Genomic DNA, 13,932 nt, shown 5'->3' with positions numbered 1-13,932 from the left:
AAATTATAAATTATATTTTTCTCAGTTTTAAGCACCAAAAAGAGTGAAATCTTTTTATTGTAGTAAAAACAAATGGAGACGAAGTTCAATTTTGACAGCTGTCAGGAATGCAAAGAATCCAAACGTTAAATACTATTCAAAGCAGCTCTAAAGGAGCTGTCTGTTTTTTTACAACGCATCTTAGGAATCGGCTGCTGATTCAAAAATCAGTCGACTATTATATAATTCCCCTTAATTAACAACCAAAAAAAGAACAAAAATGAAAACAAAAAAAATTAAATCTATTCTCTTAACCTTTATCTGCTTAGGGATTGCCTTCTATGCCAAAGCTCAGAAAAATTACACTGTAGATACAAAATCACTATTTTCAGTAACCGGAACCTCTACTTTACATGACTGGGAAATGAAATCTGATACCGGCACGGGTACAGCAAACATAACAGCCTTGAATCATAAAATAACCGAAATCAACAGTCTTACTATTATGCTGTTGGCAGAAAGTATAAAAAACGAAAAAAACGGTATAAACAAAGCTGCTTACGAAACGCTAAATACTAAAACACATAAAAACATAAAATACGTTTTAAAATCTGCAGAAAAAGTAAATGAATCTACCTGGAATTTAACCGGGATCTATACCATAGCCGGAGTTAGTAAAGAATATAAAACCCAGATAAAAACAAGCTTTGTCAATGAAATTATAAACTTACAAGGAGTTCAAAAAATAACTTTTGCCGATTTCGGAATGACTCCCCCTAAAGCATTATTAGGAACAATTAAAACCGGTAAAGACCTTACTATCAACTTCAACCTCTTTTTAAAATAAGCACTAATGAAAAAAATTTATATTCTGGTAATAACTTTAATACATATTGCTACTGTAACAGCTCAGGACAGATTCGGTCAAATTCAAAATCTGATTCCGCGTAACAAAGAGGGAATCAATCAATTTGATGTTAAAAAAGACAGCGTTAAGTTTAAAGGATTGAGTGTTGATTTAGGAGCTGCTTTTGCACTGCAGTTTCAGGGGGTAAAGTCTTTTAATGATCATAACTATCCTGCTGACCAATACAAATTAAATAATCTTGAAAATAATTTTAATTTACCAAACGCAAATATGACTATTGGAGCTCAATTGTTTGACGGGGTTCGTGTAAATTTAGATATTTATCTGGCTTCAAGGCACCATAACGAAACCTGGGTAAAAGGTGGTTATTTACAGATTGACAAATTAGATTTTATCGAAAAAGATTTTCTGTCCGATTTTATGCAGTACGCCACGATCAAAATCGGTCAAATGGAAAACAATTATGGTGATGCTCACTTTAGAAGATCCGACAATGGAAATGCATTGATGAATCCTTTTATTGGTAACAATATCATGGATGCTTTTATTACCGAAATGGGTGCTGAGATTTATTACATCCGAAGTGGCTTTGTCAGTATGATTGGCGTAACCAATTCTAAAATGAATCAAAATGTTAAAGAAATTGTTCCTGCTCCAACAACCCCTGCTGCCCCGGATCAAAACACTACCATTAGCCCTACCATTCTTGCCAAAATAGGTTATGACAAACAACTTGACGCTGATCTGAGAGTCAGACTTACGGGTTCTTTATATCACACGGCCAACTCCAGCGGTAATTTGTACTCTTCTGATAGAGCCGGAAGCCGCTTTACAGGTGTAATGACTCATGCCGCTTCGTCATTTGATCAGGATAATAATCCGGCCACTCCTCCTATCTCTATTGCCGATAATTTTGACCCAGCTTCTAACCAGACCACCGGAAGATTCAATCCTGCATTTGGCAACTGGGCTACTTCTTTCATGATTAACCCTTTTGTAAAATACAAAGGGCTTGAATTCTTTGCAACTTTAGAGTTTGCATCAGGAGGAGATAAAAAAGGCAATGACGAAAAACGTACTACAAACCAGTATGAAGCCGATTTGGTTTACCGATTTGGTTCTTCTGAAAACTTCTTTATAGGAGGAAAATACAATACCGTGAGTGGCAAATTAAGCAATGCAGACTCCAAAAAAGTTTCTGTGAACAGGTTTGAAGGCAGTGCCGGCTGGTTTATGACCAAAAATATCCTTGCAAAGGTTGGCTATATCAACCAAACCTATAAAGATTACAGTCAGTTTAATGCCAATGGAACTCCAAACGATTTCTTTGGCGGAAAGTTCAACGGAGTACTATTTGAAGCCGTTATTACTTTTTAACGAATAAAATGAGAAAGTTAGTTATAATTGTAATGTTGGGTCTTGTATCTTTTCTAGTCTTAGGAAGTGCCAGACCCACTTTTTACCCTGATGACACTATTTTAATTATCAAAATGATTGAAATAAAAATCAGTGGAAAATCAACGATTGGAGATTATAATTGTGATAATTCACTCTTAAAAAAAGACACCATTTTTCTAAATCTAAACAAAAGAAACAACATTGTTGCAGAAATTCCGATGCTCCGCTTTGATTGCAGACACCGAATAATGACTAAAGACTTTCAAACTACGGTAAAAGTAAAAAAATACCCTACGAGTTCTGTAACCATTTACGATATAAGAACATACGGAAAAAACTATAAATGCAACCTTTCTTTTTTGATAACAGATAAAACTTTCAAATACAAAGACATTATACTTAACACTTCGGGAAATAAAATTGAGGGCATCATAAATTTAAGCTTCTCCGAGATCGGACTTGAACCTCCGGTAAGAATGGCTGGCTTGGTAAAAGTAAAAGATGAAATACAGATTGACTTTTTTCTGCACAAAAACTAGGTTGTCTTATTTATAAAAAAACCTTCTAAAGCCTATTCCAAAGATGATCTAAAGATTTTTTTATATTGGAAAGTCTTTACAAATAGTATTGCCCTTAAAATTTCAATGCAAAAAACATTATGCTTGCCCGTTTAGACATTTAAAATCTGAATATCAGGACTATGATTTGGATACCCTTCTCATAACTCTCATAATCTGCAGCTTAAAAAACGTTACTCTACATGGGCAAGCATAATTTCATCTGTAAATACAGCATCTTAGTTTTGAAGCAAGTGGTATACCTGATTGGCAATTTCGTATTCTTCATCAGTTGGGACAATCAAAACTTTAACTTTAGAAGTTGTTTTGTTGATTTCTCTTATTTCTTTGGAACGAATCTGGTTTTCTTCATCGTCGATATCAATTCCGAAAAACTCCATATCCGTACAAACCAATTTGCGCATGTACGAAGAATTCTCTCCAATTCCGGCCGTAAAAACAATGGCGTCCAAACCATTTAATGCCGCGGTGTAAGAACCGATAAACTTTCTAATACGATAGGCATTCATGAACAATGCCAATTGACATTCCTTATCTCCTTTTTCGGCATTTGCTTCAATATCACGCAAATCGCTGTAGCCCGTAAGTCCCAACATTCCGCTTTTTTTCTGAAGAATCTCATTTATTTCGTCTAAACTGTATCCCAATGAGTTCGCCATATAAAAAATCACTGATTGATCTACATCACCGGCTCTGGTCCCCATAATTAAACCGTTTGTTGGTCCAAAACCGAAAGAATGATCTACACTTTTTCCGTTTTTAATTGCAGTCATACTACAACCGTTTCCTAAATGAATGGTGATGATATTTTGTGCGGCATGTCGAATCCCTTTCAAATACTTAATTGCTTGTTCTGAAACATATTTATGACTTGTTCCGTGAAAACCGTACACTCGAATTCTTTTTTCGGTCAACAATTCATTTGGAATTGCAAATTTATAAGCTACTTCGGGCATCGTCTGATGAAAAGCGGTATCAAAAACGGCAATTTGATCTGCTGTATGAAAGATTTCTTCGGCCACGGTAATACCTTCTAAATTGGCTGGATTGTGAAGGGGTGCCAAATCAAAAAGTTGCTTGATTTTGGCTTTTACTTTTTCATCGATTTTTACGGTATCAGTAAAATTACTTCCGCCATGCACCACACGATGTCCAACGGCAGTAATTTCTGAAGTTGATTTTATAACTCCTTTTTCAGCATCTAAAAGCATATTGGCTACTTTTTGTAATCCTACTTTATGGGTTGGGATTGATACTGTTTCTTCATAAGAATCGGTTGAAGTTTTAAACGTAACATTGGAACTTTCCAAACCAATTCTGTCAATCATACCGGTACAAATTACCTCATTTGCCGGCATAACCATTAATTGGTATTTAATTGATGAACTTCCTGAATTTATGATTAATATTTTCATTTTTTTTGCTGAGTTTTTTTTGTTTCAGGTTTCAAGTTTCAAGTTATAGAACCTGAAACTTGAAACTTGAAACCTGAAACATTTTTTTTCTTGACTACAATCCTTGTGCTTGGATGGCTGTTATTACTACTGTGTTTATAATATCATCTACGGTACAACCGCGGCTTAAATCGTTTACTGGCTTATTTAAACCTTGTAACATTGGTCCGATTGCTAAAGCTCCGGTTTCTCTCTGAACAGCCTTGTAGGTATTATTTCCTGTATTTAAATCCGGAAAAATAAGTACACTTGCTTGTCCAGCGACTTCTGAATCGGGCATTTTACTTTTTCCGACTGTGAGATCAACTGCAGCATCGTATTGAATTGGTCCTTCAATTTTTAAATCAGGTCGTTTTTGTTTTACAATTGCTGTGGCAGTTCTTACTTTATCAACCTCGTCTCCTTTTCCGGAAGATCCTGATGAATAGGAAAGCATCGCTATTTTAGGTTCAATTCCGAACGCTAAACTCGACTCTGCTGATGAAATAGCAATCTCTGCCAATTGTTCTGCCGTTGGGTTTGGATTAATCGCACAATCTCCGAAAACGGAAACACGATCTTCTAAACACATAAAAAATACGGAGGAAACTACAGAGGAGTTCGGTTTTGTTTTAATGAATTGTAATGCGGGTAAAATGGTGTGTTGTGTTGTATGCGCTGCTCCTGATACCATTCCGTCAGCGTGGCCTTTATAGACCATCATGGTGCCGAAATAAGAGACATCTTCCATTAAATCCCTTGCCATTGTAATGCTTACGTTTTTAGCTTTTCTAAGCTCGTAGTAGGTATTGGCATAGTCTTCATAAAGTGGCGATTCTATCGGATTGATAATGGTAACCTTCGAAAAATCAAAAGTAATTCCGAGTTCTGTGACTTTATTTTCGATTTGTTTTTTATCTCCAATAATTGAAATATCAACGACATCCATGTCTAATAATCTTGAGGCCGCCACAATAATTCGTTCGTCATTTCCTTCCGGAAGCACGATGTGTTTGCGGTGTTGTCTGGCTCTTTTAACCATGTTGTACTGAAACATTTTCGGTGTCATACCTTCTGCTTCAAAAGTGATTAATTTTTCAGACAGTGCTTCAATTTGAACGTATTTTTCAAAAGTACTAATCGAGGTTTCAATTTTATGAGTGTTGTTGGCATAAATTTCCGATCTGATACTACCTATTTTATTCGTGATATAGTACGTTCCCTCAGCAACCGCAATTATAGGTACCACTGCCGAAAGTCCTTCTATAAGTTTTAATATGCTTTCTTCCGGAATTATATTTCCGGTCAGGATGATTCCGGAAATCGAAGGATAGTTCGCCGATTCATTTGCCTGTAATGCTCCTAAAATAATATCGGAACGATCACCGGGTGTAATTACCAGAGCGTTATCATGTAAGTGAACCAGGTAGTTATGCAATTGCATCGCCCCTACACTATAATGCCCAATCTGATTGTTCAAATAAGTACTTCCAAACAATACTTTAGCACCCAATTGATTGACGATCTCCTGCATTGTCGGATTGTTCAGACTTGAAATTAGCGGAATTGTATTAATCAAAACCGTACTCGGCAAGCTTTTTTGCAATCCTTGTGTCACCAATTCAATATTTTCGAATTGCACTTTATTGGCAATAACCGATAAAACTTCAACTTCTTTGACTTTAAACGAATTGTAAACCAAATTAAGACTGTCTACTAATTCGTCCAAGGTTTTTCCAATTCCGGATCCTATGATTATTGTTGGGATTCCGAGGTTTTTCGCGATTAGCACATTGGTGTCCAGTTCAATTGCAGTTCCTTCTCCTGTAAAGCTTGTTCCTTCAACCAAAACAAAATCAAAACGTTCTTCAAGGCGTTTGTATTTTTCGATAATTAGATCTAAAACCTCTCCTATTTTTCCTTTATTTTTCTTCTTAATTAATTTGCTTTTTGTAATCGCATAGGCCTCTTCAAACTTAATGTCAAGATTAAAATAGGAAAGAACAGTTTCTATATGATTGTCTGATTCGCCATCGACAAAATCTTCTATGATGGGTCTAAAATAACCCACCTTTGCCGTTTTACCAATCAGAATACTCATCAAACCGAGTGTCATAATCGATTTTCCGCTATTTTGGTCGCTTGTAGCTATGTATATCGCTTTACTCATATTTTATATTTTTAAACTTAACAAATGTAGTCTATCCCGAAATTTTTAACTTCGAAATAAACGTTAAAACCAACGTCTTTTTTTGAAATAAACGATCAATCCGATAACCAGAAAAAACATCGCAATCATGACATAATGATAGCCGTATTTGTACCGAAGTTCAGGCATATTGTCGAAATTCATTCCGTACACTCCAACAATAAAAGTCAGTGGAATAAAGATGGCCGAAATAATGGTGAGGGTTTTCATGATTTCATTCATTTTTCGACTTTGCTCCGAAAAATAAAAATTAGAAGCGCTTTCCAATGAACTCATATCGGATTCAATTTGCTCTAAAAGCTCTAAACTTTTCTGATGTAGTCTTATAAAAAAATTGAAGGTTTCTTTTTCGATTCCGTTATCCGTATTGTCATCTTTTATTGATTTCAAATAGTATAATGAATCTCTAAGCGGAATAATTGATCTTTTTAAAAAATTTAAATTATCGCGATGGTTTTCAATCTTTTCCAGAATAATAGGTCTGGCCTCTTTTTTAGTTTCATTGATTAATTCCTCTACTTTATCTTCCTCATCTTCCAACGTAATGTAGAAATTCTCCATTACAGCATCCAATAATAAATACAACAAATAATCTACTTTTTTTGTTCGCACAATCCCGGAATGGGTACGAAGACGCTCGCGTATATGGGTAAAAAAATCACTTCGCTTTTCCTGAAATGAAATTAAAACGTTGTCTTTCAAAATAAAACTAATCTGTTCAACACTAATGTTATCTGAATATTCGGAAGGCAAAATCGATTTTATATTGAAGAATAAAATATCTTGTTGCTCCTGTAATTTTGTTCTTTTGGTGGTATTTAAGATATCTGCCAAAAGAAAATCATCAACTTTAAAATGCGCTCCAATGGTTTTTATCAAATTGATATCATTCAATCCATGGATGTTCAACCAGTTATTTTTGGTATAATCAACACAGGTATTTAATGCCAAAATACTAAATTTCTCGTATTCAATAACATCCGCATCATCATAGACAAAAAGTTGCATCTCTGATTGATGTTCTTTGTGAGAGCCCGTGTACTCTAGCGTAATGTGTTGCAGCTTGCGTCCTTTCTTGTATTTTATCTTTCGCATTCAAAAATGTTTTATACAGTAATATTACGAAAAAGAATTCGAAGGAGAAATGACAATTGTCATTTTGATGAAGTGGTTTGTATAAATCATTTAACTAATTCGTCCTACTTATATTATTTTTAAACCTAAACCCGACAGGTTTTTCAAACCTGTCGGGTTTGAAAAACAAAAAATAAAATTTATAACGTTATGCAACTTGTAGAACCATTAGAATTTGGAAAATACTATCATATTTATAACAGGGGGATAAATAGTGAAAATCTTTTTAAGGAAAATAGAAATCATGAGCATTTCTTAAAGCTTTACAACAAACATATAGAACCTATTGCAGAAACTTTTGCGTGGTGCTTGCTTAAAAATCATTTTCATCTATTGGTAAGGATAAAAAGCTTTGAAGAAATTTTACAAAGCCATGAAGAATATGAAATAAAAAAGATTATCGCACCTCATCAGTCTTTTGGAAATTTATTTAATGCGTATACAAAAGCAATTAACAAAGGCTACAATAGACACGGTGCTTTATTTGAAAGGCCTTTTAAAAGAAAATTAATTGATAACGACTCCTACTTAAGAGCTGTTATAAAGTACATTCATTATAACCCCGTAAATCATGGATTTTGCAAACATCCGATAGAATATCCCTGGAGTTCTTATGAGACCTGTATTTCAGAAAGACCAACAAAACTGAAACGTGAGAAAGTAATCGTATTGTTTGAAAATACTGAAAACTTAAAAATCCTTCACAATCAGAAAGAAAATTTCGATTCTTTAGAACAATTTTTAAATTTATAAAAAAACTAAACCCGACAGGTTTTTGAAACCTGTCGGGTTTTAACCGTTTTGTATAACACAAAATTTATTCTCCTTTAATAACTGTATAAGATAAATCGGTAAACACACCATTAGTAACTTCAAAGACATCCGGAGTTACGATTTTAGTTTGTAAAATACCTCCTTTTTCATTTGTAAAACTGAAGGTTCCCGAAACTGTCTTTTTCTCCGGATTCATAGCTGTAATTGTCATTTTTCCGGATTTAGGTGTATGTTCCACAAAAGAATCTCCACCAATTAGATAATAGTTCAAAAACAGTGCATTAATATTAATCAGTTCTCCTTCAGAACCTGAATCTTCAAAAACATATTCTTTTAGTGGCATAGCATCATCGGCTGTTAACTCGCCTCCGCACGTTAAAAAAAGTCTTTGTGAACCATCTTCAGCATTGATATCAAAACGCTGTCCTCCATTTTCTCCCGGAACTTTCATCAAAGTAACACTGTTGATTTTTGTAGCTTTCCACGCTACACCATTGATGGCAGCTGTAACTGAGGCAATTCCAGCCTGGTCTTCTTTTTTGTCATCAGCATCACCACTACATCCTGTAAATAAAGCAGCTACTAACAGTACTACCAGGCCTAATCTTTTTTTCATAATTTAATTTTTGCGCAAATAAAACACTAAAAAAGCTAATACGATTGAGGGAAACCACATTCATAGAAAAATATTTCACAACCAAATCAAACCAGTTTCCGTAACCTGCTGGGGTTAATTCAAATAAACAGAATACCCGACCTCAAAACCTATCTAAAAAAAAGCCATAAAAAAACCGAGTCATTTCTGACTCGGTTTTCTATTCTTATGTAAGAGACGCACAGCAGTGCGTCTCTACGGAGTAAATTATTTTACTTCTTCGAATTCAACGTCTTCAACATTGTCACCTTGAGACTGCTCTTGTTGAGGAGCCGCTTGTTGACCTTGTTCACCTTGAGCGTACATCGCTTCTGTAGCTGTTTTCCAAGCTGCATTGATGTTGTCAAGAGCTGTTTGAATAGCTGGAATGTCTTGAGATTGGAAAAAGAACGTTTGTTGTAAACTCTTATAGCGCTAGTGTTCGAGCCGCTTTTATCTATATTTATTACCTTTGATCGGCAGTTGTTATTTATTGCCTTAATTAGAAAAGACTGGGCACTCATTCTCTGTCTCCTTCTGGTCAAAAGAAAATCGACAGTATTACCCGATTTATCGACTGCTCTATATAAATAACACTAGATACCTTTAACTTTTATATAGGTCTCATTCATTCTCCATCTGACTCCCGCTCTGCTCTTTCTCTTTTTCATTTTCATTTGTGATTCAATCATTGGAGTAAATTTAAACACCCAGCGCTGAATCGTAACATGATCAACTTGTATTCCACGCATTTTCATTATTTCCTCAACATCTCTGTCACTCAATGTAAATCTCAATTTGAAATAAACGGCCTGAAGAATAATAGCTTTGGGATAATAATGACCTTTGGTATTCATTTAATATATTTTGAAGCTCTAAAGATAATAGATATTGCTGGATGCGACAGAACCACCTAGATCTGGAAAAGTCCGAAATTTCACATAAAATAAAGATTTCTTAACAAATAAATGATGTAAGTGTTTTTTTATATAAAAAATACTATTTATATTAGATCTAATTAAAAACAGTAGTCTAAAAACAATTAATATGTTGACTTTCAATTAATTAACTTGTTGTTTTTCTAAAATAACAAATCACAAAAGTTGTTTTTTCTAAATAAAATCGTACATATCCTTTTTTATTCATTTATTTTATTTAGATTTGGTCTAATTAAATATAGTGCAATATTATGATTTCTGAGAGTGTTGGCCTTAATAAAATAATCGTATTTCTTTTTCTCTTTACTTTTTCCATTAAACGTGCCGATGCTCAGGTTACAATGAATATTATCAGCGAATTTAAGGAGCCAATTATTGGAGCGACAGTTACGGTTAGAGGGAAAGACTCTTTCTATTTTCAAAAGACAACCGATGTAAAAGGACAAGTAATAATTAGCGGGAGACCGGGTAGTTATTCCGTTTTTGTAGAAAGTGTTTCATTCAAAAAAAACAATTTCAAAATGCAGATCAATGCAGAGCAAAGCACTTTAGACATTATCCTTATGAAATCAATACAGGAGCTTGACGAAGTGGTAGTAGAAAAAACCAAGTTAACTGCAGCACAAAAAATTCGCGAATCGCTCTATGCACCGGAAGTGATAGATTTCAAAGACTTCAAAAGTACTTCTAAATCTGTGGTTGAAGCAATAAACTTAGCGTCAGGGTTGCGAATACAGCAGCAAGGCGGCATGGGAAGTGCTTTGAATATCAATATAAATGGCATAGACGGTAAAGATGTACGCGTATTTGTAGATGAAATCCCGGTTTATCTGCTAGGTCGTGGTTTTGAACTTCAAAATCTCACTACAAACATGATTGACCGCGTTGAAATCTATAAAGGACTCGTCCCCATACAGTTTGGCTCTGATGCTTTAGGAGGAGTAATCAATATTGTTACCAGAAAAAGTGATGCGAATTTCTTAGGAACAGGATACTCTTATGGTTCCTGGAATACGCATGAAGCTACTCTCAGTGCCTATACACACCCACTCAAAAACAAAAAATTCTTTGCAGGTATTGACGCCGTTTATCGCCATTCCGATAATGATTACTGGATGGATGATGTGGAAGTGGTAGCGGATGATTTATACAATACAAAAAAGGGACGAGCCAGAAGATTTAATGATAAATATGATTTTGGTCTAGCCAAAGTACAAATTGGATTTAAAGACTTAAGTTGGGCCGATAACCTAAAATTCATTTCTTCCTTTACATATACAAATAAAGAATGGCAACATGGAATTACGGCCCTAAAACCTTGGGGAGAACCCTTTTCTAATGAATATACGGGAGGTGCCGCGCTTAACTGGAAAAAATCAAGTTCCCAGAAAAACAGCTGGCAAATTGATGTGACCGCCGGATATAATTTCGAACAGAACTATTTTGAAGACATTTCCTCACGCATCTATTTTTGGGACGGCAACTATATTGAAGGACAAAATAAAGGAGAAAGCGGTTTATACAGTCAGGGCATCACACCTAAAATAATTCAGAAAGTCTGGTATGCACGAGAAAATGCTTTTTTTAGAATAGCAGAAAATTACAGAATAAATGTCAATCTGTTTACTACAAAAAGGGAATTAACCGGAGAAGACAAAGCAGGTGCCGCTACTTATAAAGATGATCCTTTTAAAGAGCCTCAAACCCTTCTAAACAATTTCTTCGGAACTTCGCTGGAGTCTAAATTTTTAAACGGTCGCTTACTTAGTACCACCTCTTTAAAGCATTATTACAGCAAAGTGCGTGGAGTAAGCTTTAAGATCACTAACGAATTTGATAAAATTAGCACCTCCACTTCTTCTGATATTGGCTTTGGTCAAGTGTTCAAATGGGTTCTTAGTCCAAAAATAGCCATCATTCCGGGTTATGAATATACGGTTCGTCAACCCGATAGCCGAGAAATTTTTGGTGACTATATAACGGTTAGCCCGAATCCCAATTTAAAATCGGCTACAAGTCATAACGTTAATTTAAAAATACAATTCAAAGCACTAAATGAAAAGCTCTTTACGGGCATTGGCGGCTTCTACAGAAACACAAAAAACCGAATTATATTAACTTCATTCTCAAATTCGCTTGCGGCTTACACCAATTTATTACAAACTACTACAATTGGTGGGGAATGGTACTTACAATACAAACCTACCAACACCATTGATCTGAGTATAAACACGACGTATCAGGATATAAGACTGGCAGCGGTTGACGATCTGGGGATTTTTACAGACAAATATATCGGAGCAAGAATTCCAAATACCCCTTACCTATTCAGCAATTTTCAAGGGTCTTATACCTTCAATCCCGGGAATAACCGAAACTATTATTTCAGATTTTTATACACCTCGTCCTATGTACATGAGTATTTCCTCACCTGGGCTATTAATGGTAAAAAATCTTCAAAAGTAACAATTCCATCTCAACTTATAAATGACGTTTCAATCTCCATTCACTCAAAAAATAACCGATGGAGTTTTGCGATTGATTGTAAAAATTTAACCGATGCAAGGTTATACGATAACTTCTCTGTTCAAAAACCCGGGAGGAGCTTCTATGGAAAAATCACTTATATATTAACCAAACAATAATCATGAAAAAATGACAAACAAGTTTACCCTTTTAATTTTTACACTGCTGGCATTATCATCTTGTAGCAGCAATGACGACAAGACAGAGTCCACAACAGATACATCGGCGAATTATGCCTTAATTACAAGACCTCAAAATGCAGATGGAAGATCTTTTGCTGCCTATATGCAGAAAATGGATTCTCCGGACGTAACGGGAACAATAAATAATGCTAATGCACACGAAATCTCCGCTTCGCATTCGGGAGGCGTTTATGAGTTTAAAAAAGCAGTATATGTAAATGATTACCAAAATGGATTAATCACCAGATGGACTTTATCTAACGGGAATCTAGGACAAAAAACAGGATCTATCAGCGTTCCGGAATTGGGATTCCAGGGAAATATTTCTTTCAAAGATGAAAACACAGCCTACATTGGAGGATCAGGAAAAATTGTAATTTTTAATCCTACCACCATGGTAAAAACAGGCGTTATCGATTGCTCTAGTTTGTCAAGAGTTGGAAAAGTGACAAACTTTCCAACTGCCGGAGCAACAATTAAGGCTGAGGGAGTTACGGAGATTATCATCAATGGGAATTTTATGTACGCGGCTTTATATGCTATGTATGACTTTAACACCTTTACCCCGGCTACCACTACTTGTGATATACTTGTAATAGATCTAACAAAAGTAAATAACTCAGCTGCAGGTAATTCAGCAGCTTTAGTAAAAGTAATTACAGATGATCGTGGCTCATTTACAGGTGCCTGGAATACGGGAGGTGGTGTTTACTACATGAACCGAACAGAAAACGGAGACATCTATGTATTGTGTCATAATGTTTTTGGTGGTGCCCGATCTGCCATTGGTAAACCGGCCTGTTTATTACGAATTAAAAGCGGAGCTACTGCCTTTGATACCAATTACTATTTTGACTTAGAAACAGTATCACAAGGAAACGGTAACCCGGTAACCAATTTTGAGTATTATGGAAACGGTAAATTCCTTGCAACGGTGCTGGACCCTACAAAACTGGATCCAAACAATCCGTATTCCTATAATACTGATCCTGTTTTCCGTTGGTGGAGTTTTGACTTAAATGCTAAAACGGCAAAGAAACTTGATGATGAATACACTAATAGTGGAAAAGTGGCAAGATGTTATTTTGCAAACGGTTACGCCTATGTTCCATTTGCGAATAAAACCACCAACTATATCAACAAAATTAACTTAAACGATTTTAGTAAAACTAAAGCGGTCACTACAACCGGTATTTCTCATATTCTGGGATTAAAATAATACCTCGTACTGATTTTGAGCATCCGAGATACCCACCCGGATGCTCATTAAGTTTTGCCA

Annotated in this window: 11 protein-coding genes and 1 pseudogene; 6 read left to right on the top strand and 6 right to left on the bottom strand. The window is 35.3% G+C overall.

Features of this window, described 5'->3' with window-relative positions:
* Nucleotides 1-259: 259 nt before the first annotated feature.
* The 3 genes from LNP23_RS13950 to LNP23_RS13940 are packed head-to-tail and all read left to right on the top strand — an operon-like array spanning nt 260 to nt 2,784.
* Nucleotides 260-826: a YceI family protein gene (locus LNP23_RS13950; RefSeq protein ID WP_047775897.1), complete on the top strand. Its 567-nt coding sequence runs from the start codon at nt 260-262 to the stop codon at nt 824-826.
* Between the two features lie 6 nt (nt 827-832).
* Complete coding sequence (locus LNP23_RS13945) at nt 833-2,224, top strand: hypothetical protein (protein ID WP_230001666.1); 1,392 nt, start codon at nt 833-835, stop codon at nt 2,222-2,224.
* 8 nt (nt 2,225-2,232) lie between these two features.
* Nucleotides 2,233-2,784, top strand: coding sequence for a hypothetical protein (locus LNP23_RS13940; RefSeq protein ID WP_047775899.1), 552 nt, complete (start codon nt 2,233-2,235; stop codon nt 2,782-2,784).
* Between the two features lie 257 nt (nt 2,785-3,041).
* Here the strand turns inward: LNP23_RS13940 and LNP23_RS13935 are convergent, their stop codons facing one another.
* The 3 genes from LNP23_RS13935 to corA all read right to left on the bottom strand — a co-directional run bounded on the left by LNP23_RS13935 (nt 3,042) and on the right by corA (nt 7,560).
* A complete protein-coding gene (locus tag LNP23_RS13935) occupies nt 3,042-4,238 on the bottom strand; it encodes an acetate/propionate family kinase (protein ID WP_230001665.1) in 1,197 nt (398 codons plus the stop codon).
* A gap of 94 nt (nt 4,239-4,332) precedes the next feature.
* Nucleotides 4,333-6,426, bottom strand: a complete 2,094-nt coding sequence (pta, locus tag LNP23_RS13930) for a phosphate acetyltransferase (protein WP_047775901.1) — start codon at nt 6,424-6,426, stop codon at nt 4,333-4,335.
* 63 nt (nt 6,427-6,489) lie between these two features.
* Entirely contained in the window at nt 6,490-7,560 is a 1,071-nt protein-coding gene (corA, locus tag LNP23_RS13925) for a magnesium/cobalt transporter CorA (protein ID WP_047775903.1), read from the bottom strand.
* Between the two features lie 189 nt (nt 7,561-7,749).
* Between corA and LNP23_RS13920 the strand changes: the two genes are divergently transcribed.
* Nucleotides 7,750-8,352, top strand: coding sequence for a hypothetical protein (locus LNP23_RS13920; RefSeq protein ID WP_230001664.1), 603 nt, complete (start codon nt 7,750-7,752; stop codon nt 8,350-8,352).
* Nucleotides 8,353-8,416: 64 nt separating this feature from the next.
* Here LNP23_RS13920 and LNP23_RS13915 read toward each other — a convergent pair whose 3' ends face one another.
* From LNP23_RS13915 to LNP23_RS13910, 3 genes and pseudogenes are all read right to left on the bottom strand, one after another.
* Nucleotides 8,417-8,989 (bottom strand): DUF6252 domain-containing protein, encoded by a 573-nt coding sequence (locus tag LNP23_RS13915; RefSeq protein WP_230001663.1) that lies wholly within the window; start codon nt 8,987-8,989, stop codon nt 8,417-8,419.
* A 476-nt stretch (nt 8,990-9,465) separates the two neighbouring features.
* Nucleotides 9,466-9,552 (bottom strand): annotated as a pseudogene (locus LNP23_RS22960) (hypothetical protein); the annotation flags it as partial.
* 51 nt (nt 9,553-9,603) lie between these two features.
* Nucleotides 9,604-9,864: a hypothetical protein gene (locus tag LNP23_RS13910; RefSeq protein WP_230001662.1), complete on the bottom strand. Its 261-nt coding sequence runs from the start codon at nt 9,862-9,864 to the stop codon at nt 9,604-9,606.
* 332 nt (nt 9,865-10,196) lie between these two features.
* On the opposite strand from LNP23_RS13910, the gene LNP23_RS13905 reads away from it, so the two are divergent.
* Nucleotides 10,197-12,590, top strand: a complete 2,394-nt coding sequence (locus LNP23_RS13905; protein WP_230001661.1) for a TonB-dependent receptor — start codon at nt 10,197-10,199, stop codon at nt 12,588-12,590.
* A 10-nt stretch (nt 12,591-12,600) separates the two neighbouring features.
* Complete coding sequence (locus LNP23_RS13900; protein WP_230001660.1) at nt 12,601-13,872, top strand: DUF4374 domain-containing protein; 1,272 nt, start codon at nt 12,601-12,603, stop codon at nt 13,870-13,872.
* Nucleotides 13,873-13,932: the final 60 nt, after the last annotated feature.

Origin of the sequence: Flavobacterium cupriresistens (genome assembly GCF_020911925.1) — a bacterium.
Classification (GTDB): domain Bacteria; phylum Bacteroidota; class Bacteroidia; order Flavobacteriales; family Flavobacteriaceae; genus Flavobacterium; species Flavobacterium cupriresistens.
This window is presented reverse-complemented; position numbering and strand designations above follow the sequence as displayed.

Bases quoted from the DNA above. Each gene is read 5' to 3' on its own strand.
- LNP23_RS13950 (WP_047775897.1), top strand. From the start codon at position 260: ATGAAAACAAAAAAAATTAAATCTATTCTCTTAACCTTTATCTGCTTA.
- LNP23_RS13945 (WP_230001666.1), top strand. From the start codon at position 833: ATGAAAAAAATTTATATTCTGGTAATAACTTTAATACATATTGCTACT.
- LNP23_RS13940 (WP_047775899.1), top strand. From the start codon at position 2,233: ATGAGAAAGTTAGTTATAATTGTAATGTTGGGTCTTGTATCTTTTCTA.
- LNP23_RS13935 (WP_230001665.1), bottom strand. From the start codon at position 4,238: ATGAAAATATTAATCATAAATTCAGGAAGTTCATCAATTAAATACCAA.
- pta (WP_047775901.1), bottom strand. From the start codon at position 6,426: ATGAGTAAAGCGATATACATAGCTACAAGCGACCAAAATAGCGGAAAA.
- corA (WP_047775903.1), bottom strand. From the start codon at position 7,560: ATGCGAAAGATAAAATACAAGAAAGGACGCAAGCTGCAACACATTACG.
- LNP23_RS13920 (WP_230001664.1), top strand. From the start codon at position 7,750: ATGCAACTTGTAGAACCATTAGAATTTGGAAAATACTATCATATTTAT.
- LNP23_RS13915 (WP_230001663.1), bottom strand. From the start codon at position 8,989: ATGAAAAAAAGATTAGGCCTGGTAGTACTGTTAGTAGCTGCTTTATTT.
- LNP23_RS13910 (WP_230001662.1), bottom strand. From the start codon at position 9,864: ATGAATACCAAAGGTCATTATTATCCCAAAGCTATTATTCTTCAGGCC.
- LNP23_RS13905 (WP_230001661.1), top strand. From the start codon at position 10,197: ATGATTTCTGAGAGTGTTGGCCTTAATAAAATAATCGTATTTCTTTTT.
- LNP23_RS13900 (WP_230001660.1), top strand. From the start codon at position 12,601: ATGACAAACAAGTTTACCCTTTTAATTTTTACACTGCTGGCATTATCA.